Here is a 19,562-nt window from a genome sequence, read left to right on the forward strand (position 1 = left end):
GCCCTGGCGGCGGTAGAGGCTCTGATCAGCGGCGCTTTACCCTGGGATCGGGCCTCGTCTGGCGGCGACGATCGGGGGCAGCGCGTGGTGGAGCATCGTGCGGCGTATATCGTGGAAGTCGACGCCGAGGGTCTCACCTGGGTGAAGAGTTCCTACAGCAACAGTGTCGGCGGAAACTGTGTGGAGCAGGCCGTCATGGCCGACCGAATCGTGGTGCGCTGCTCGCGTGACCGCCTCGGTTCGAGATTGTCCTTCCCGCGTGCGGCCTGGCTGACGTTTCTCGCCGAGACTCGCCGCGGCTGCTGACTAACCATCTCGCGTGGATCTTGTCCGGCCGTCGCCAGGCGCGACCGGCCGTACGAACGCCGTAAACGCCGACGGGCTCTCCCGTGGTCCCGCAGACCCGTGGATGAATCTCTGGCGTGGGCCGCGCCGGCCATGAGCCCCGACGCGCTGCATGCCGACAACCCCTGTCGCGTGCGCGGGGTAGCGCGCCGCGAGGAGATCGCAGCCTCGTCGTCAGTTGGTCGACGCTACTTGAGGGCCGGCCGCGCAAACCATCCGTTCGTGGTACCTCGGCCGCATGGCCACCCCCGAAGATCGCGCGTCGTGCGCATACTGCAATCATCCACAAGCCAAAACGCTTGCTACCATATTGCCACATAGCAGATCGCCACCGCGCGGTAGGCTATCTGGCCAGATCAAGGAGGCCCCGCAGTGCCACCGCGCGCCAAGACCCCGCTCAGCGAGCAGCGCAAACTCCGTCGAGTTCTGCGCCAGGCCCGCGAGGGCAAGGGGATGACGCAGAAGGACGTGACCGACGCCCTCGACTGGTCCCCGTCGAAGTTGATCAGGATCGAGAACGGGGCCGTCGGGATCTCCGTGACCGACCTGAAGGCGCTGTTGCTGCACTACGGCGTCACGGACACCGTCAGGGTCGACGAGCTCGTCCAGATGCTGCGGTTCAGCAAGCAGTCGGCCTGGTGGCAGAAGTACCGGGACCTGGGCGACAGCACCTGGCTCGCCTGGCTCGGCATCGAGTGGTCGGCGATCCGCATCTGCCAGTTCCAGAACCTGGTGGTGCCCGGTCTGTTGCAGAGCCCGGGCTACATCAGGGCGTTGATGGCGCTCGGCTCACCGGCGCCCGAGACGAAGGAGCGCTTCATCGATCTGCGTCTCCAGCGACAGAAGCTGATCGAGCTCGACGACGGACCGGAGATGTCGTTCGTGCTCGACGAGGTGACGCTGCACCGCGTGATCGGTGACGTGGCCACGACGCGGGAACAACTGCGCCACCTGCGGGAAGTGGTGGCGACCCGGCCGAAGGTCTCGGTCCGGGTGCTGCCGTTCGACGGCGGTGTGCACAAGGGAATGGAAAGCTCGTTCTCCATCTACGAGCTGTCCGACGAGCCCAACGACTACGCGCTCCAGATGGACGGCGCTGTCAAGGACCGGCTGCTGGTCGACCCGTCCGACGAGACCAACGAGTACGTGCATGTCTTCGCCGAGCTCGAGAAGGTCGCGCTACCCGCCGGCGAGACCGTGAAGATCATCGACCGACGCCTGGCGGAGTTGGAGGACAAGACCTGAGCGATGACGGAGAGCGGGCGGTCGTTGCGCCAACAACGACCGCCCGGAGGACGGAAACCAGAGCCCCACACCAATGAAGCAGTGGATCGCCGCCGGTAGTCGAGACTACGCGCCAGCCGAGTCCCGATTGTGGCCAGTCCCGCGTTCTTTCGGGTGAAGGACGCGGCCGGTGCCGACTCCGCTCCAGGGTCAGCCCGGGAGGCCGCCAGTGACCGCCGAGAACGTGCCGAAAGTCGTCATCAGTTACGCCCATGAGCCCCCGGGACGGGTGCTGGAGCGAGCCTTGCACCGGGTGTTGTCCGACGCGGGTTTCGATGTCGTGTCCGACCGCGACCTGCTGGGCGCCGCCTCGCTCCAGCGGTGGATGGTCGGCATGTTCTCCACGCGGATCATCGTGGTCGCGCTGACCGCGGACTACGTTCGGGCCTTCGACGGCCAGGGCGGCGAGCACTCTCCGCGACAGGGCGTGGCCTTCGAAGCGACGCTGATGCGCGTCCAGAACTATCGCAACCACTCGCTGCACGACAGCGTTCCGGTGGTGTTGGTGGCGACCCCGGATTTCGACGTCGACCAACTGCCGCTCGACCTGGCGGCGATGGTGGTGCGTCGCTTCGACCCGGTCACCGGCGCCGGCGCGGAGAAGCTGCTGGCGCACATCAGAGACGTCGCCTTCAGACGTAGGAGGGAGGTCAGCGCGATGAGCAGTGAGCGGTCGCTGCGGCAGATTCACCTTGACCTGGAAAAGGCCGAGCCCATGTCGGCGCGGGCGGTCGACACCGTCTACGAGTTTCTCGGCGTTCCGGACGAGCCGGATCACGCGCTGGAGCTCGCCGCCGCCTTCCCGGCCGCGGCGAAGGTCGCGAAGGCCGCCGGCGACGTTCAGCTGGTGCGTCAGATCTCGGACAAGTGCCTGACCGCGTTACGCAAGGGGGACGAGAGACTCGTCGACGAGTCGAGGATGGAGGGGCGAATCCTGATCTGCGGCGCCGGATGGTGCCTGCAAAGGGAGTACCGCCTCGCCACCGCCTTGCAGTACACCAACGAGGGCATGGCGCTGGCCGACCGGCTGCACGATCACTACGGAATCGCCCACGGGCACAAGAACCTGGGGCGGATCCAACGTCTGAACGCCGAACGGGCACGCCGCGGCGCCGAGGCCGAGCACCTGCTGCGGACGAGCGTGTCGTCGCTGGAACGGGCGGCCGAGCAGTTCGCGACGATCGGTGGCTGCGAGCACGACGTGGGCTCGTGCTACAGCCTGACGGCGCGCACGTGCCTGAGCAGTCATCTCATGGTTCCGGACGACCGCGTGCTGACCCGGGCGTGGAGGCTCGTGGACAGGGCGGAGGAACTGCTGCTGCCCGCGGCCGGCAAGAACTACTTCGACCTCCTGATACTGAAGGTGGAACTGCTGGCCCTGACCGGCTCCCCGGTGCCGGCGAGACGGATGATCAACGAGGTGATCGAGCACCTGCTGTCCATCCCGGGCGCCGGTCGGTCGGAGATCCACGGGCGGGCCAGGATGATCCGCGCGAACCTGTACCCGGGCAGCCGCGGCCGCGCCGACGCGCGGCGTGACCTCCAGGAATGCCAGCAGATCTTCGAGCGGATCGGGCTCAACCACCCGGCCGCGGCGGCGAAATGGGCTATCGCCCGGCAGAATCCGAAATCGGTGAGCACGTTGGTCCGGCTCACCGACGAGGACATGGTGAAGCTGGAGCACCTCACCGTCGATCCCTGTGCGCGGTTGCTGGCCATCGCGGACCTCGAGCGGCAGCACCAGTGGCGCGCCGGCGGCCACGCGGTGACCGCCAAGGTCGATTGGAGCCTGTTCGTGCGGCCGAACGAGTTCGAGAACTAGCCGGGCCGCGTGTCCAGGGTGGTCAGGAGGCGGTGGACGCGGTCGGCGTCGGCGAGGCGGTGTTGAGTCGTGTAGCGGGACAGGGCGGACCGCCAGGCGTCGCGGGCGCCGGCGGTCTGGTGGTCGGCGGCGAGGGCGGAGCCGAGGCGCTCGGTGCAGGCGGCTTCGAAGTAGATGTTGCTGATGTCCTGGCAGGTGGCGATGGCGCGGCGGTAGAGGGAGATGGCCTCGGCACGGTGGTCGGTTCGGGCGGCGACGGTGGCGAGGTTGTCGAGGGTGACGGCCTGGCCGCTGCGGTTGCCGTGCCGTTCGTGCAGGGCGAGGGCTTGTTCGCAGAGCGAGCGGGCGGTGTCGAGGTCGCCGAGTTCGAGGTGGCAGCGGCCGAGGGCGTTGCGGGCATGGGCCTCGCCGACGGGGTTGGCGGCGAGAACGTACGACTCGATGGCGGCTTCGAGGTGGGTCACGGCGGCGGCGAACTGGTGCTGACGGGTGAGGGCCCGGGCGAGGTCATGACGGCAGTGGCCGCGCTCGTTGTCGCTGGTGGCAAGGGAAAGGGCCCGCTGCAAACACGTGACGGCATCGGGGAGTTCGTCGGCAAAAGTGTGGGCGCGGCCGAGTTGGCGGTAGGCCAGGACGAGCGCCGACGGGTCCGCGAGGTGCTCGACGGCGACGGTGCCGAGGCGTGAGCAGGTGACGTTGTCGGCGACGAGTCCCTGGCGGTAGTGGAAGGTGTCCAGCGCGCGGGACAACAGCCAGACCTCGCGATACCACCGGCGCTCCATGGCGGCCTGCTGAGCCGCAACGAGGTTGGCGTGCTCGGCGGCGAACCAGTCGAGCGCATCGGTCTCGCCGGCGAAATCGAGCGGATGGCAGCCGGGTTGCGGCGGGTCGAGCCGGACCGGCGCCCGGTGCGGATAGAGCTTGCGGTCGCCGGCGAACGCGCTGTGCAGGTAGAAATCCACGAGCCGGCGCAACGTCCGGTCCCGCTCCGCGGCTGGATGGTCGTGCATGGCCAGCTCCTTCGCGTAGAGCCGGACCAGGTCGTGCATGCCGAACCGGCCGGACATCCGTTGGTGCAGCAGGTTCTTACGCTCCAGCTCCCGCAGTGCGGCGCCGACCGCGGCGGGCGGCAGCGCGGTGAGGCTCGCGGCGGCGGCCGCGGTGATCGTCGACGTCGGCGCGATGCCCAGTCGCGAGAACACGTCCGAAAGCCGGTCGTCCAGGGCGGATACGGACCACGAGATGACCGCCCGCAGGTTGGATGCGCGTTCGCCGGTGTCGAGGGCGTCCAGGCGAGTGGCGGAATCCCGCAGCTCGGTGGCGATCACGCCGAGTCCGAGGTGACGCGAGGTGCGGGCGGCGACGATCGCCAGCGCGAGCGGCAGCCCGCAACAGGAGGCGAGGATCGTGGCGACGGCCTCGGGCTCCTCGCCGAGCGGCTGCTCGCCGAGGCTGCGCGCCAGAAGCTTGCGCGCGTCCGAGTCGGGCATCATGTCCAGGCTCACGACCTCGGCCCCGCTCATCGCCAGCCCGGTGAGGTGATTCCTGCTGGTGACGACCGTGCGGCAGGTCTCGGAACCGGGCAGCAGCGCGGTCACCTGATCGGTGTCCGCGGCGTTGTCCAGCACCACGGCGATGCGCTTGCCGGCGACGAGGGTGCGGTACAGCGCGCCTCTGGCGTCGACATCGGTCGGCACGGCCTCCGGTGCGACGCCGAGCCCGAGCAGGAACGCGTGCAGCACGGCGCCGGCGGAGTTGGGGGTGCCGGTCGGGTCGAAACCGCGCAGGTCGGCGTACAGCTCACCGTCCGGGAAGCGGTTCACGTTGCGGTGCAGCCAATGCAGCACGAGCGAGGTCTTGCCGACCCCGCCGGGTCCCTCGACCGCCACCACCCGGGACTGCCCGCCGACCGTCCGGTCGAGTACCCGCAGCTCGTGGTCCCGGGCCACCAGCCGCCCGGGCGCGGCCGGCAGCTGCCGCGGCACGACGTGGTGACGCGGCGGGGAGTCGTAGTAGTGGACGCCGCCCTCGATGGTGTGTGCCTGAACGGCCGAGCCGACACGGCTGTCGGCTCGCAGGTGGTTGCCGTGACGGCGACCGGGCACCTGTCGATGGTTGCTCCCGACCGGGGCGTGGCGTCAGGGCTGTCCGAGTGAGTGACGCGGTCAGGCAGGGATGCGCACGGGGGCGAAGGCGTCCTGGATCCAGTTGGGGTAGGACGGCGGCTGCCGGCTGACGTCGTCCAGCTCGGCGAGGTCCTGGTCGGTGAGGACGAGGTCGCCGGCGGCGATGTTGTCGGCGAGCTGGTCGAGCCGGCGGGCGCCGACGATGACGCTGGTGACGGCCCGCTGGGCCAGCAGCCAGGCGATGGCGACGCGAGCGGGGCTCACATCGTGGCGGGCGGCGACGGTCCGCAGCACGTCGACGATCTTGAACGCGGTCTCCCGGTCGTACGGGATGAACTCCTCGCCGCCGGCGCGGGCGCGGCGGGTGTCGGGGTGGGCGACGCCGTCACGGTCGAACTTGCCGGTCAGCAGGCCGCCGACCAGCGGGCTCCACACCGTGATGCTCAGCCCCGAGTCCTCGGCCATGGGCACGAGGTCGCGTTCGACGTCGCGGGACACCAGCGAGTAGTGCACCTGGTTGGCGACGAAGCGCGCCTGGTTGTGCCGGGCGGAGATGCCGTGGGCCTTGCTGATCTGCCACGCGGCGAGGTTGGAGCAGCCGAGGTAGCGGACCTTGCCCTGCCGCACGGCGTCGTCCAGCGCGGACAGCGTCTCCTCGAGCGGCGTGATCCGGTCGTAGTTGTGGATCTGGTACAGGTCGATGTAGTCGGTGCCGAGCCGGCGGAGGCTGTCCTCCAGCGACCGCATGATGTGCAGCCGGGTCAGGCCCTGGTCATTGGGTCCGGGCCCCATCGGCGCCAGCAGCTTGGTGCCGAGCACGACCTCCCGGCGCCGCCGGCCGAGTGCCCGCCCGAGCAGTTCCTCGGACTCGCCGTCGGCGTAGACGTCGGCCGTGTCGACGAGGTTGACGCCGGCGTCGAGGGCCGCGCCGACGACCCGGTCCACGTCCTGCTGGCCGAGCGCGCCGATGGTGCTGAACACCGGGTGGCCGGCGCCGCCGAACGTCATCGTGCCCAGGGCGATCTCGGAGACCCACACCCCGGTGCGCCCCAGCTGGCGGTATTTCACTGGTCACTCCTCGCGTCGTGCCGGACACCATGTCCGGACATCATGTCCGAATAAAACACTACATGGTGTCCGGACGCGGCGTAGCGTCATCGTGTACGGACGTGCACTAGATTTCGGACATGCCTTCGATCACCCGCCGACGCACCCCGGCCACCGGGCGACGAGCCGAGGACGACATCCTCGCGGCCACGCGGCGGCTGCTGACCGGCGGCGCGACCTTCACCGAGCTGGGCATCCAGCAGATCTCGGACGAGGCCGGCGTCGCCCGCTCCACCTTCTACAGCCACTTCCGCGACAAGACCGAACTGCTCATGCGGCTGGCCGCGCGGATGGTCGAGGCCTCGTTCTCGATCGCCTCGGCATGGGAGCCGGCGGTCGGTGTCGACGGCCTCGCGGCCGACTTCCTGCGCGTGCTGGGCGTCTGGCGCGAGCACGTGGGCGTGTTGCAGGCGGTCACCGAGGTCGCCGCGTACGAGCCGACGGTGCGGGAGTTCTGGGGTCAGGGGCTGGTGCAGTTCGTCGACCGGACGATCGAGGTGCTGCGCGCCGAGCAGGACGCCGGGCGCTCCCCGGCCGACATCGACGTGGTCCACGCGTCCGAGATCATCGTTCTCGGCGGGGAGCGGGCCATGCTCCATCACGTGGCGAATTCGGCGCCGGACACCGACGCCGCCTTCGCCCGAGAGCTGGCCCGGACCTGGTGGTACGGCGTCTACCGACGTCCGGCGACCGAGAATTGACCCGCTGCGGGTGAACGGGCACCGACGACCGTCCACATTGGCGGGTGGCCGAGTGGGCAGGGCCGTCCTGACGCACGATCGGAAGATGGCGACTCCACGGCAGGTGGTCACGACGACCGGCGGCCGGGTGAGCGGCGTGGCGTTCGACGACGGCGTCGTGTCCTACCGCGGCATTCCTACGCCCTCGCCCCGACCGGCGCGCGCCGGTTCCAGGCTCCCGCGCCGCCGACGCCGTGGGAGGGCGTGCTGCCGGCGACGGCGTTCGGGCCGATCCCGCCGCAGCCGCCCGCACCGTTTCCGGGCATGCCGGTGTGGACGCCCGGCGACGGGGACGACATCGTCGACGTCTGGCGGCCCTCGCTGCGGGACACGCACCTGCCGGTGCTCGTCTGGATCTACGGCGGCAGCTACACCGGCGGTGGCCGAGCGGATGGTGCGGGCGTGGGCCGATTTCGCGGCCACGGGCGAATCCTGGATGGCCGGCCGTGACCGCGGACGCGACACCGGTCCGGATCTGGGACCGTGCCGACGGTCTCGTCACGGATCCCGGGCCGGGCGAGGGGCGGCGGGCGGCATGGTCCGCCATCGACTTCCCGCCCACCGAACTACAGCTTTGATGCCACATGCGCTTCCTATTTGTCACCTGGACGCAAGTAGGAAGCGCATGTGCTCTTGGTGCCACATGCGCTTCGTACTTGTCACCTGAACGCAAATGGGAAGCGCATGTGGCAAAAAGAGGGGCTACATGTTCGCCGCGCCGGACTTGATGGCGGTGCGGATGCGGGAGTACGTGCCGCAGCGGCAGATGTTGCGGATCTGGTCGAGGTCATCGTCGGTGATGGCCCGGCCCTCGGCGCGAACCCGCCGCACCAGCGCGACGGCGTTCATGATCTGGCCGGGCTGGCAGTAGCCGCACTGCGCGACGTCCTGCTCCAGCCAGGCCTCCTGCATCGGGTGCAGGTCCTTGCCGACGGTGGCCGGCAGCCCCTCGATGGTGGTGATCTCGTCGTCGGCGTTGATCGCGGACACCGGCACCGAGCAGGGGTTGAACGCCTTGCCGTTGATGTGCGAGGTGCAGGCCTTGCAGACGTTGAGGCCGCAGCCGTACTTGGGCCCGGTGACGCCGAGCAGGTCGCGCAGCACCCACAGCAGCCGGACGTCGTCGGCGACCTCGACGGTGACCCGCTCGCCGTTGAGCACGAAGGTGTGACTGGACATGCGGGAGGCTCCTCAGGAGTCGAGGCCGTTGGTGGGGGACTGGGGCGTGGACGGCTCGGCGGGGTACGGCTCGAAGCCGAGGGTGCCGTGGTTGATCGGGAAGTACGTGGGCAACGTGCCGGTGGCGCGGGCGTAGGCGCAGGCGACGGCGGCCATCGCCGGGGCGACGCCGAGCTCGCCGGCGCCGCTGGGGTCGCCGCCGCTGGGCGCGATCACGACCTGCATGTCCAGCGGCGTGTTCCACTGCCGGGTGTAGAAGTAGTTGTCCCAGCTGCCTTCCAGCGGCAGGCCGTCCTTCATGTGCAGGCTGGACGTCAGCGCGAGCGCGATGCCGTCGTTCATGCCGCCGATCATCTGTGCCTCCAGCCCGCGCGGGTTCACCGCGAAACCCGGGTCGACGACGATCAGCGCCTTGGTGACCCGCGGCCCGGTGACGCCGTCGGTGACGGGCCGGTTCACGGTCGCGGGCCGGCAGTCGATCTCCACCAGGCAGCAGACCGCGCCCTGGTACTCGGAGTGCACGGCGATGCCCTGCGCGACGCCGGCCGGCAGCGCGCGGCCCCACTGCCCGACCGAGACCGCCTTCTCGAAGACGGCCTTGACGCGTGCGTCCCGGAGGAAGGACCGGCGGAAGGACACCGGGTCCTTGCCCATCTTCGCGGCAAGCTGGTCGACGACGAGCTCCTGCGCGGTGACCACGTTGGGCGAGTAGATGTTGCGCATGCTGCCGGTGTTGAACTTGACCGGGATCTCATTGAGCAGCTGCGTGGTGACGCCGAAGTTGTACGGCGAGGACTGGGTCAGCAGGAAGATCGACTCGGCGAAGCTGAGGTTGCCGGCGATGGGCAGCTTGGCCGCGAACGAGGTGAGCATCTCGCCGAGGCCGTGGCTGAACTCGGTCTGCACGCTGGTGTGCCGCTGCTCGTAGCTGACGACGTTGCCCAGGGCGTAGGTCACGCGCACCCGTGACGTGCACATCGGGTGCGTGCGGCCCTGCCGGAAGTCGTCGGTGCGCGACCACATCAGCTTGACCGGCTTGCCGAGCTTCTGCGAGATCTCCGCCGCCTCGGCGGCGACGTCGTGGAACAGGTGCCGGCCGAACGAGCCGCCGCCCTGCGCGACGTGCACCTTCACCGCGCCGACCGGCAGCCCCAGCTGCGCGGCGATGTCCTCCTGGGCGACGATCGGCACCTTCAGGCTGGACCAGATCTCGGCGGAGTCCTTGCGCACGTCCGCGATGGCGTTGTCCGGCTCCAGCGGGCTGTTGCTGGCGAAGGCGAAGGTGAACTCGGCGTCCAGCACCTGCGTCAGCAGACCCGGCACGACCATCGGCAGTTCGGCCGCCTTCAGCTTGGCCAGCACGGTCGCGTCCGACTCGCCGTCCACAGTGCCCGGTCCCCAGCTGACGTCCAGCGCGCGCAGGCCGTCGATGCACTGCCCGAACGTCTGCGCCCGCACGGCGACTCCGTGCGAGACCGCGACGACGTCGGTGACGCCGGGCATCGCCAGCACGGCCGCGGCGTTGTTCACCGACCGGACCGTGCCGTTGATCGTCGGCGGGCGGCGGACCATCGTCGGCAGCGCGTTGGGCACCTGCATGTCCATGCCGAACGTCTTGCGCCCCGTGACGATGTCGCGCGCGTCGATGCGGTTCTGCGGAGTGCCCAGCACCTTGAAGTCCGAGGTGGACTTCAGCTGCACCGTCGCCGCTTGGACCGTCGAGCTGGCCGCCGCGACGGCGAGCGAGCCGTACGTGGCGGTCTTGCCGCTGGGATGGCTGATCACGCCGCCGCTCGTCGTCAGATCGGAAGCGCTTACACCCCACTGCTTCGCCGCGGTGTCGACCAGCCGCTGGCGGGCGATCGCGGCGGCGGTGCGCACCGGCGTGTAGATGCTGCGCACCGAGTTGGAGCCGCCGGTGAGCTGGTTCATGAGCAGTTCCGGCCGGGCGTCGGCGAGGGAGACATGGATCTTGTCGAGCGGCAGGTCCATCTCCTCGGCCACCATCATCGCGACGGCGGTGGTGATGCCCTGGCCGACCTCGGCCCGCGGCACCGCGAACGACGCCGTGCCGTCCGGATTCACCTGCACGGACACGAGATTCGCGGTCGGGGCGGCGGCGAGGTTCTGGAGGTCGCCGAGGTCGAAGATCTCCTCGGGCTGCGGCAGGGTGGGCACGGCGGCGTCGGCTCGCTGCGGGTCCAGCCACTGCACGGCGACGGCGAGAGTCGGTGCGGCAACCAGATATGCGAGGAACCTACGGCGGCGGAGGTCTTCGGCCATGGCGCGGAGTGTGGCACCGATCACATGCCGTCGCCATGACGCAGCTGCCTACTTCTGGCGTAGTCAAACTGTGCACGATGCACAAGGTGCCTGAGACTTACATTCGGTGTGCCTGAGAGCGCGACTCGCGGGGGTTCACGCCAGAGGTCCTGGGGGGAGCAGTCGTGATGCCCGCAGGGCGAGGGAGAGCTCCAGGTGGGGGACGTCGCTGAGGTCGTTGCCGGTGATGGCTTCGATGCGGGTCAGGCGGTTGATCACGGTGTTGCGGTGGCAGTGCACGAGTTCCGCGGTGCGGCTGACGGAGCCGGCGGTCGCCACCCACGTCTCCAGGGTGTCGAGCAGGATCCGGCGCTCGCCGACCGGGATCTTGAGCAACGGCCCGAGCCGCAGCCGGATCAGGTGCTCGGCGAGCTCCGGCGAGCTGAGCACCAGCGCCTCGGGCAGCCGGTCGGCGAGCGCGGCGACCTCGATCTGGCCGGGTTGGACGGAGCGGCGGGCGAGGGTGGCCTGGCGGTAGGCGACGTCCACATCGGCCAGACCGTGCACGACCAGGGACACGCCGGCGGGCGAGGTGAGGCAGTCCCGCAGCACCTTCAGCACAATGCCCAATTCGGGTGAATCCAACGAGAGTAGCCCGACCTGCGTGTGCGCCCGCAGCTGCCAGGCGGAGGCGACGCCGTGCTCGGTCAGCAACCGGCTCAGCGAGTCCGGGGCGTCGCCGTCGGCCACGACCACCGCGTACGGCCCGTCGACCGGCACGCCGATGATCCGCGCCGCCTCGTGCGCGAACGCCAAGTCCTTGCCACGCCCCCGAAGCAGCCCCTCCCACAGCGTCGCCCGCCGCTGCTCGTCGATCCGCACCAGCTGCCGCTCCGCCGCGTGATAGGCCGCGGCGACCTGTGCGGACGTCGAGTCGACGACCTCCCACAGCCAGGTCGCGACCTCCAACAGGCCCTCGGCGTCGACCGAACCGTCGGCCCGTGCCTGCTCCACCAGCGCCTGCCACAGCAGCCGGCCGCCGAGACGGAACGACCGCAGCACGTCGTCCAGGGGCATGCGCTGCTCGGCGCGCCGCCGGCCGGTGCACCGCGCGGCGGCGAAGAGGTCCCCGTCGGCGCCGTCCCGGCCGATCAGCCGCAGCACGCTGGACATGTTGTCGTGGCACGACTGGCGCAGGTCGTCGTCGGGCACCACGTTCACCCGCCGATAGCCCGGGTTCTGCTCGCCGATGGTGCGCACGAGCTCGTCGGCCAGCTCCGGCACGCGCGCCAGCACTCCGGTGGCCAGCGTCCGCGCCGCCTTCTCGTCCATCTCAGTCCCTCAGGTTCAATCCCTCAGGCGCAGGGCCAACCACAGTTCGGCCCGCGTGTCCGCCGAGTCCAGGTCCCGGCCGAGCAGCTGCCCGACCTTGGCGATCCGGTGCCGCAGCGTGTGCCGGTGCACGCCGAGCGCCGCCGCGGCCGGATCCCACTGGCCGTTGTGCGCCAGCCACGCCCGCAGCGACGCGATCAGCTCCCCGCGGCCGGTCGCATCGTGTTCAACGAGCGGGGCGAGCAAGCGGTCCGCGAATATGCCGGCGACTTCCGGATCGACCAGCCGCAGCACGCCGTCGTCGGCGAGCTCGGAGAACCGCACCACCGGCAGCTCGGCCCGGACGGCGGTGGCCAGCGCGCGGGACGCCTGCCGCAGGGCCTGGGCCAGCGCCGCGTACTCGCCGGGATCGGAAACGCCGACGTGCAGGCCGGTGAACGCCAACTCGGCGTCGGCGCCGACGACCAGCAGCAGCGAATCCTCGTACGGGGCGTGGAAGGCGTCCCCGGCCTGCTCGACCGCCGCCAGCCGCTGCCGGGACGGCCCCGAGGCCAAAGCGACCCGTACGGGCGCCGCCGGCAGGTCGCCCCACAGCTCGGCGGCGATCTCCGCCGCGAGCTCGGTCTCCCCGGCCAGCAGCAGCCGCAGCACCCCGCCACGCAGCCGCCGCGTGGCGGCCTCCACGACCTGGGACTGCTCGAAACCGACCGTCAGCAGTGACGCCGCGGTGGTCAGCACCTGCTGATCGGCCCGGGTCAGGCGAGCACCCCGGCCGACGGCGAGGTAACCGCGGATGCGGCGGCCGACGCCGAGTGTCTGCACGGCGATCTCGGCCCCCTCCAGCTCGAACGTGAGGCTGGCGGGTCCGGGCTGGAGCCGGGGAAGCTCGCTGCGGAGCTGGCCGAGCACCGGGCTGTCGCCGGCGCGCACCGTGCCGCGCGGGTCGAGCAGCACCGCCCAGCCGTCCAGCCGCCGGGCCAGCTGCCGGACCACCGCCGTCACGCCGTCGGCGCGCACGGCCGCCGAGGTCAGGGCGCGTTGTGCCTGGTAGGCCCGGGTGACGGCGGCGTACTCCTCGGCCGCCACGGCCTTCGCCACCGCCTTGCTGATCGCGATGAACGGCACCTGCCGTGGCACCTCGATCACCGGCAGCCCCAGGGCCTCGGCCTGCGCGATCACCGCCTTCGGCACGGTCGCGCAGGTCAGCCCGGTGCCGAAGCCGAGCCCGGCGACGCCGGCCGCGTGCAGCCGCCGCACGTAGTCGGCGGCGCCCGTCCGCACCCACAACCCGGTGGTCAGCAGCAGTTCGCCGCCCTCGAGGAACGCCGTCGGATCGGCCAGCTCGCTGGTGTGCACCCACTGCACCGGCCGGTCCAGGTGCTCGGCGCCGGCCCGGACCAGCAGGCCCAGGTCGGGCCGGTCCACGAGCGCGGCGAGAGTGGGTGTCACCGGGCGGTCCTCGACAGTTCGGCGAACAATGCGGGCGGACTTGTCCAAACAGGCTACTTGGCCGTGACGGCCGCGCCGACCACCGTGAACAGGCGAACCCGTCCAACAGGAAGGAAGGCCCGTGGCCACGCCCACCCTCGCCCGCACCCTCGTCACGGAGATCCCGGGCCCCAAGTCGCAGGCCGCCCAGCTGCGCCGGCAGCGGGCGGTGGCCGCCGGCGTCAGCAGCACGCTGCCGGTGTTCGTGGAGTCCGCCAGTGCCGGCCTGCTGCACGACATCGACGGCAACACCCTGGTGGACCTGGGTTCCGGCATCGCCGTGACCAGCGTCGGCAACGCCGCGCCGGAGGTCGTGGCGGCTGTGCGGGAGCAGGTCGCCAAGTTCACCCACACGTGCTTCATGGTCACGCCGTACGACGCCTATGTGGAGGTGTGCGAGCAGCTGGCGGAGCTCACGCCCGGCTCGCACGAGAAGCGCTCGGCGCTGTTCAACTCCGGCGCGGAGGCGGTGGAGAACGCCGTCAAGATCGCCCGGCACGCCACCGGGCGGCAGGCGGTCGTGGTGTTCGACCACGCCTATCACGGCCGCACCAACCTCACGATGGCGTTGACCGCCAAGAACATGCCGTACAAGCACCGGTTCGGGCCGTTCGCGCCGGAGGTGTACCGGCTGCCGATGTCCTACCCGTTCCGCGACCCGGCCGGCCTGACCGGCGAACAGGCCGCCGCGCGGGCGCTGGACCAGTTGGAGAAGCAGGTCGGCGCGGACAACGTGGCGTGCGTGCTGATCGAGCCGATCCAGGGCGAGGGCGGCTTCGTGGTGCCGGCGCCCGGGTTCCTGCCGGCGATCGAGAAGTGGTGCCGGGACAAGGGCGTGCTGCTCATCGCCGACGAGATCCAGAGCGGCTTCTGCCGCACCGGGGCCTGGTTCGCCAGCGATCACGACGGCGTGGTGCCGGACCTCGTCACCACCGCGAAGGGCATCGCCGGCGGCCTGCCGCTGGCCGGCGTCACCGGGCGCGCCGAGGTGATGGACGCGGTGCACGGGGGCGGCCTTGGTGGCACCTACGGCGGCAATCCGGTCGCTTGTGCCGCCTCGCTGGCGTCGATCCGCATCATGCGCGACCAGGACCTGAATGCCGCCGCTCGCGCCATCGAGGACGTCACGCTGCCGCGGCTGCGGGAGCTGGCGGCGACCGTGCCGGCCATCGGCGACGTGCGCGGGCGGGGCGCGATGCTGGCCGTGGAGCTGGTGAAGCCGGGAACGGTCGACCCGGACGCGGAGCTCGCCGGGCGCATCGCGAAGGCTTGCCACGCAAGGGGAGTCGTCGTGCTCACCGCCGGCACCTACGGCAACGTGCTGCGGCTGCTGCCACCCCTGGTGATCCCCCAGGATGTCCTGAATGACGGCCTCGACGTGCTCACTGAAGCGATTCAGGTCACGGTTAGGTAACGGCGCAGTCCGCGAGTGATCGGTTCACCGGCCGACCCCCGTAATGCCGGATAGCAATAGCCATCCAGGAAAGGTGGTCGGACCGGTGATCTCTCGCGCGGTGCGCAAGGCCGCCGTCCTCGTCGTGCTCGGGATCGGCACCCTGCTGCCGCTCTCCGGCTGCTCCATCGGCACGTCGCAGGCCGCGACGCCGCCGGGGCAGGTGGACCCGAACAACCCGCTGGACGTCGGTACCCAAGTCACGCAGAGCCAGTGGGGACCGGTGGGGCCGGCGGACCGGTTGATGCTGGTCAAGGTCGCGCTCGCCGGCTCGTGGGAGCTGCCCAGCGGCGAGATGGCGCAGACCATGACCAACACTCCGGCGGTGCGGACCGCCGGGCAGCACCTCATCCAGGGCCACACGATGCTCAACAAGATGAACGTCGACATCGCGGCCAAGCTGGGGGTGACGATCCCGACCAAGCCGCTGCCCGAGCAGCAGGGCTTCCTCACCAACATGCAGAACGCGCAGCCCGGCATCGACTTCGACCGGGCGTTCGTCGGACCGCTGCGCGATCAGCACGGCGCCGTCTACCAGCTGCTCTCGCAGGTGCGGACGGGCACCCGGAACTCGCTGATCCGGGACTTCGCCAACGTGTGCATGTCGACCGTGCTCGACCACATCACCGTGCTGGAGCAGACCGGCCTGGTGAACTACAGCGCGCTGCCGTCGCCGACCGCGCCGCCGGTCACCCCGGTGACCACCGCGGCGCAGGTCACGTCGAACAACCAGAGCAGCATCGGGGTGTTCGTGATCGCCGCGCTGATGGCCGGCATCGCGATCGTGGTCCCGGTGGTGCGGCGCAACAGCAGGGTGGGCAAGCGCAGTGCCGGGTCGGTCATCCCGGAGCGGTAGCGGTTGGTTAGATGGCCCGGTGAGTGTCGACGCGTTGCTGCTGTTGTCGTTCGGCGGGCCGGAGGGCGAGGCCGACGTCCGGCCGTTCCTGGAGAACGTCACCCGAGGACGGGGCGTGCCGCCGGAGCGGCTGGACGAGGTCGCCCAGCACTACCTGCACTTCGGCGGGGTGTCCCCGATCAACCGGCTCAACCGGGACCTGATCGAGGCCGTCCGCGCGGCCGGCGTGGGCCTGCCGGTCTACTTCGGCAACCGCAACTGGCACCCCATGATCGAGGACACCGTCGGCGCGATGCGCGCCGACGGTGTCCGTCGTGCGCTGGTCTTCCCGACCTCGGCCTACGGCGGCTACTCCGCCTGCCGCCAGTACGACGAGGACATCCTGCGCGCCCGCGCCGCCGTCGGCGACGATGCCCCCGAGCTGGTGAAGATCCGTCACTTCTTCGACCACCCGGGTTTCGTGCTGCCGTTCGCCGACGCCGTGCGCGCGGCGGCAGCCGGCTTCGACTCCTACCGGCTGGTCTTCACCGCGCACTCCATCCCGAACTCCTTCGACGCCACCGCCGGGCCCGCCGAATGGGGCGGTCACCTGTACTCGCGCCAGGTCGCCGAGGCCGCGCGGCTGGTGGCCCTGGAGGTCGGCGTCGCCGAGTACGACGTCGTCTGGCAGTCCCGCTCCGGGCCGCCGCAGATCCCGTGGCTGGAGCCCGACATCGTCGATCACGTCGATGCCTTGCACGCCAAGGGAGTCGACAACGTCGTGGTGTGCCCGGTCGGGTTCGTCAGCGACCACCTCGAGGTCATCTGGGACCTCGACAACGAGGCCCGGGAGCGCGCCGAGTCGCACGGGATGGGCTTCGCCCGCGCCGCGACCCCCGGGCCGGACCCGCGGTTCGCGGACATGGTGGTGGAGCTGGTGCAGGAGCACCTTTCCGGTGTGGTGCCGCGGAAGCTGTCCCCGTTCGGCACCGCCGGCTGCACCGTCAACGGCGAGTTCTGCGCCGTCGCCTGCTGCGAACCGCCGGCCCGCCGACCGCGCTAGCACGGGTCGGATCGGCTTTCGGCTGACAGGAGCGAGCCCCCGCCGTGCGGGCGGGGGCTCGTGGCGTTCGGAACTACGCCCGATCGCGGAATGCCCGCAGGCTTGAGTCCATTCCGAACCTGGTGATCGACTGCATGCCGGCCTCTCCTCGTCCCGCGGCGGTCCCCCCTGAACCGCCCGCCGTGGTGTTTCAGGCACCATCGTGCTGGCGGGCGACGCGGGCGAACAGATCACGAACCGTTCACGTGTGACCGGTTGAGGCCGTCGAGCTGCTGCTCCACCTGTTCGGCCTCGTCGTCACGGCCCTGCTGCCGGTACAGGTCGAGCGCCTCCTGCCACACCGCGCGGGCCCGGTCGAGGTCGCCGAGGGCGGCATGGGGATGGCCGAGCCGGTCGAGCGTGTCGGCGATTTCGAAGGTGTTGCCGAGGTGTTGGTACAGGGCGATGGCTTCGCGATAGTGCCGGACCGCGTCGTGGTGGTGGCCGCTGTGGTGGTCGATGTGGCCGAGGCTGTCCAGGGCCTGCGCCTGGCCGCTCTCGTCCTGGTGGTGTCGGAAGACGGCGAGCGCGGCCCGGCAGTGCTCGCGGCCGGTGTCGTGGTCGCCGATGAGCGTGGCGAACCAGCCCACGGCGTTGTGTGCGTTGGCCTCCGCGATCGGCTGGTCGAGACCCTGGTAGAGGGCAAGTGCGTGCCTGGCGTGCTGCAGGGCCTGCCGTCCGTCCGTCAGGATCGACGCCAGCGTGTAGTGCGCCTTGGCCTGGTGGGCGCGGTCGTCGTGCTGCTCGCTCAGGGCGAGGGCCCGGTTCAGGGTCTCGACCGCCTCCTGATGATGTCCCAGCACGACCTGGGCGCGGGCGAGGAGCCGCAGGGAGATCATCTGGGTACCGGGGTCGGGGAGGTGGCCCGCGGATTCGACGGCGATCTGCCACACGGCGAGCTGGTCGTGGCGGTGCCCGCGCCGGTAGTGGAAGTCGTTCAACGTCCAGGCCAGCTGCCAGGCCGTGCGGTGCAACCCCTGTGCGGCGGCGGTGCGCTGGGCGGCGAGCAGATTGTGGTGCTCGGCGTCGAACCACTCCATTGCCGACGGGATGTCGGGCAGCGCCCGCGGCTGGCAGTCGTGGACCGGCGGGGCGATCTCGATGGCTGGGCGGTGGGGATCCAGCTGGCGGGCGGCGGCGTGCGCGGTGTGGGTGTAGAAGTCGAGCAACCGTCGCAAAGCCGCCTGCTGTGTGCTGTCGGTCAGGTCGTGGGCCGATGCGGCGTAACGGCGGATCAGGTCGTGCATACGGTAGCGCCCGGCGGCGTCCTGGCCGATGAGCGACGCCTGTTCCAGCCGGCGCAGCACGGTTCTGGTCCGGCTCCGGCCGAGGCCGGTGAGGCTGGCGGCGGCACTCGGGCTGATATCGGAGCCGGGTGCGATGGCGAGCAGCCCGAACACCTCGGCGTCCTCCGCGCTCAACGTGTGGTGGGACAACGAAAGCACGGCGGGCAGGCTCGCGGCGGGGTCGGCGTCGTCGAGCACGGCGAGGGCGTCATCCAGCAGCTCGTCGGCGAGATCGGCCAGCGACAGGTGCGGGTTGGTGTGGGCGCGGCCGGCGACGATGCTCAGCGCCAGCGGGAAACCGCCGCACAACCGGACGAGTTCGCGCACCGCCTCGGGGTCGGCGTCGACCCGCTCCGCGCCGAGCCGGGCCACGAGCAGCGTGCGGGCCTCGGCGTCGGTGAGGGTGTCGACGGGCACGTGATGCGCCCCGTGCGCGGTGATCAGGCCCGACAGCCGGTTGCGGCTGGTGACGGCGACGGTGCAGGTGTCGCCGCCCGGCAGCAGGGGCGTGACCTGGGCGGTGTCGGCGGCGTTGTCGAGCATAAGCAGCATTCGCTTGTCCGCCACCAGGCTCCGGAACAACGCCGCCTGCGCGTGCGGGGCGACGGGGATGCGGCCGGGTTCGACGCCCAGCGCGTCGAGGAATCCTCGCACCGCCACAGCCGGGTCCATAGGGTCGCTGTCCAGGCTGAAACCCCGGAGGTCGACGAAGAGTTGCCCGTCGGGGAAGCGGTCGACGTTGCGGTGCGCCCAGTGCAGCGCCAGCCAGGACTTGCCCACCCCGCCGGCACCGGCGATCGCGGAGATGACCACGGTGTTCGCCGCACCCAGCGCGGCGTCGAGCCGGTCCAGTTCGCGCTCGCGGCCCACGAACGGGGCGGGCGGCGACGGCAGCTGCCGCGGCACCGGGATCGGCGATGGCTCGGCCGCGCCCGCGGCCAACAGCTCGTCCTGTTCCGCCGGCTTCAGGTCGAGAGCGGCGGCCAGTTGGCGCACGGACGCGAGCTGCGGGTTGCGGCGCTTGCCGGTCTCCAGGCCGCGGATCGTGCTGATGGACACGCCCGATCGCTCGGCCAGAGCCTCCTGCGTGAGCCCCGCGCGCAACCGGAACCGGCGGATCGCCGCGGCGAAATGATCCTCCACAGCCGGAGAGAATAATGTTGCCGATGGTGGTTGGAGCCGCCAAGGCCGCGAGGGGGGA

At 70.7% G+C, this 19,562-nt stretch carries 16 protein-coding genes; 9 read left to right on the top strand and 7 right to left on the bottom strand.

Annotated elements, in window-relative coordinates:
• Nucleotides 1-84 precede the first annotated feature (84 nt).
• The 3 genes from BCF44_RS37380 to BCF44_RS37390 all read left to right on the top strand — a co-directional run bounded on the left by BCF44_RS37380 (nt 85) and on the right by BCF44_RS37390 (nt 3,451).
• Nucleotides 85-306: a DUF397 domain-containing protein gene (locus BCF44_RS37380; protein ID WP_211353396.1), complete on the top strand. Its 222-nt coding sequence runs from the start codon at nt 85-87 to the stop codon at nt 304-306.
• A 411-nt stretch (nt 307-717) separates the two neighbouring features.
• The gene (locus BCF44_RS37385) at nt 718-1,590 is read left to right on the top strand and encodes a helix-turn-helix domain-containing protein (RefSeq protein ID WP_246016029.1); all 873 of its coding nucleotides are present in this window, start codon (nt 718-720) and stop codon (nt 1,588-1,590) included.
• A 208-nt stretch (nt 1,591-1,798) separates the two neighbouring features.
• Nucleotides 1,799-3,451, top strand: a complete 1,653-nt coding sequence (locus tag BCF44_RS37390; RefSeq protein WP_116179216.1) for a hypothetical protein — start codon at nt 1,799-1,801, stop codon at nt 3,449-3,451.
• Here BCF44_RS37390 and BCF44_RS37395 read toward each other — a convergent pair.
• Both BCF44_RS37395 and BCF44_RS37400 read right to left on the bottom strand, forming a co-directional pair.
• Nucleotides 3,448-5,556 (bottom strand): ATP-binding protein, encoded by a 2,109-nt coding sequence (locus tag BCF44_RS37395; protein WP_246016030.1) that lies wholly within the window; start codon nt 5,554-5,556, stop codon nt 3,448-3,450. The two genes, BCF44_RS37390 and BCF44_RS37395, sit on opposite strands and share 4 nt — an antisense overlap.
• A 60-nt stretch (nt 5,557-5,616) precedes the next feature.
• Nucleotides 5,617-6,645, bottom strand: a complete 1,029-nt coding sequence (locus BCF44_RS37400) for an aldo/keto reductase (RefSeq protein ID WP_116179217.1) — start codon at nt 6,643-6,645, stop codon at nt 5,617-5,619.
• Between the two features lie 119 nt (nt 6,646-6,764).
• On the opposite strand from BCF44_RS37400, the gene BCF44_RS37405 reads away from it, so the two are divergent.
• From BCF44_RS37405 to BCF44_RS58720, 3 genes are read left to right on the top strand one after another with little or no spacing between them, the layout of a single operon-like run.
• Nucleotides 6,765-7,385 carry a TetR/AcrR family transcriptional regulator gene (locus tag BCF44_RS37405; RefSeq protein WP_116179218.1) on the top strand — a complete coding sequence of 207 codons (621 nt, stop codon included), beginning with the start codon at nt 6,765-6,767 and terminating at the stop codon, nt 7,383-7,385.
• A 36-nt stretch (nt 7,386-7,421) separates the two neighbouring features.
• Nucleotides 7,422-7,874 (top strand): carboxylesterase family protein, encoded by a 453-nt coding sequence (locus BCF44_RS37410; RefSeq protein ID WP_116179219.1) that lies wholly within the window; start codon nt 7,422-7,424, stop codon nt 7,872-7,874.
• On the top strand, nt 7,871-8,002 hold the full coding sequence (locus BCF44_RS58720) for a hypothetical protein (RefSeq protein ID WP_281283183.1): 132 nt from the start codon (nt 7,871-7,873) through the stop codon (nt 8,000-8,002). Before BCF44_RS37410 ends, BCF44_RS58720 begins: the two co-directional genes overlap by 4 nt.
• 124 nt (nt 8,003-8,126) lie before the next feature.
• Here BCF44_RS58720 and BCF44_RS37415 read toward each other — a convergent pair whose 3' ends face one another.
• From BCF44_RS37415 to BCF44_RS37430, 4 genes are all read right to left on the bottom strand, one after another.
• Nucleotides 8,127-8,603: a (2Fe-2S)-binding protein gene (locus BCF44_RS37415; protein ID WP_116179220.1), complete on the bottom strand. Its 477-nt coding sequence runs from the start codon at nt 8,601-8,603 to the stop codon at nt 8,127-8,129.
• Nucleotides 8,604-8,615: 12 nt separating this feature from the next.
• Nucleotides 8,616-10,886, bottom strand: a complete 2,271-nt coding sequence (locus tag BCF44_RS37420) for a molybdopterin cofactor-binding domain-containing protein (protein WP_116179424.1) — start codon at nt 10,884-10,886, stop codon at nt 8,616-8,618.
• A 135-nt stretch (nt 10,887-11,021) separates the two neighbouring features.
• A complete protein-coding gene (locus BCF44_RS37425) occupies nt 11,022-12,197 on the bottom strand; it encodes a PucR family transcriptional regulator (protein WP_116179221.1) in 1,176 nt (391 codons plus the stop codon).
• A 15-nt stretch (nt 12,198-12,212) separates the two neighbouring features.
• Entirely contained in the window at nt 12,213-13,646 is a 1,434-nt protein-coding gene (locus BCF44_RS37430; protein ID WP_116179222.1) for a PucR family transcriptional regulator, read from the bottom strand.
• 121 nt (nt 13,647-13,767) lie between these two features.
• Between BCF44_RS37430 and gabT the strand changes: the two genes are divergently transcribed.
• The 3 genes from gabT (at nt 13,768) to BCF44_RS37445 (ending at nt 17,036) form a co-directional block, all read left to right on the top strand.
• Nucleotides 13,768-15,099 (top strand): 4-aminobutyrate--2-oxoglutarate transaminase, encoded by a 1,332-nt coding sequence (gene gabT / locus BCF44_RS37435; protein WP_116179223.1) that lies wholly within the window; start codon nt 13,768-13,770, stop codon nt 15,097-15,099.
• A gap of 85 nt (nt 15,100-15,184) precedes the next feature.
• Entirely contained in the window at nt 15,185-15,994 is an 810-nt protein-coding gene (locus BCF44_RS37440) for a DUF4142 domain-containing protein (protein WP_170217953.1), read from the top strand.
• 19 nt (nt 15,995-16,013) lie between these two features.
• Entirely contained in the window at nt 16,014-17,036 is a 1,023-nt protein-coding gene (locus BCF44_RS37445; protein ID WP_116179225.1) for a ferrochelatase, read from the top strand.
• A gap of 230 nt (nt 17,037-17,266) precedes the next feature.
• Here BCF44_RS37445 and BCF44_RS37450 read toward each other — a convergent pair whose 3' ends face one another.
• Nucleotides 17,267-19,504 (bottom strand): ATP-binding protein, encoded by a 2,238-nt coding sequence (locus BCF44_RS37450; protein WP_170217954.1) that lies wholly within the window; start codon nt 19,502-19,504, stop codon nt 17,267-17,269.
• Nucleotides 19,505-19,562 lie beyond the last annotated feature (58 nt).

This window comes from Kutzneria buriramensis (assembly GCF_003387475.1).
Lineage (GTDB): Bacteria > Actinomycetota > Actinomycetes > Mycobacteriales > Pseudonocardiaceae > Kutzneria > Kutzneria buriramensis.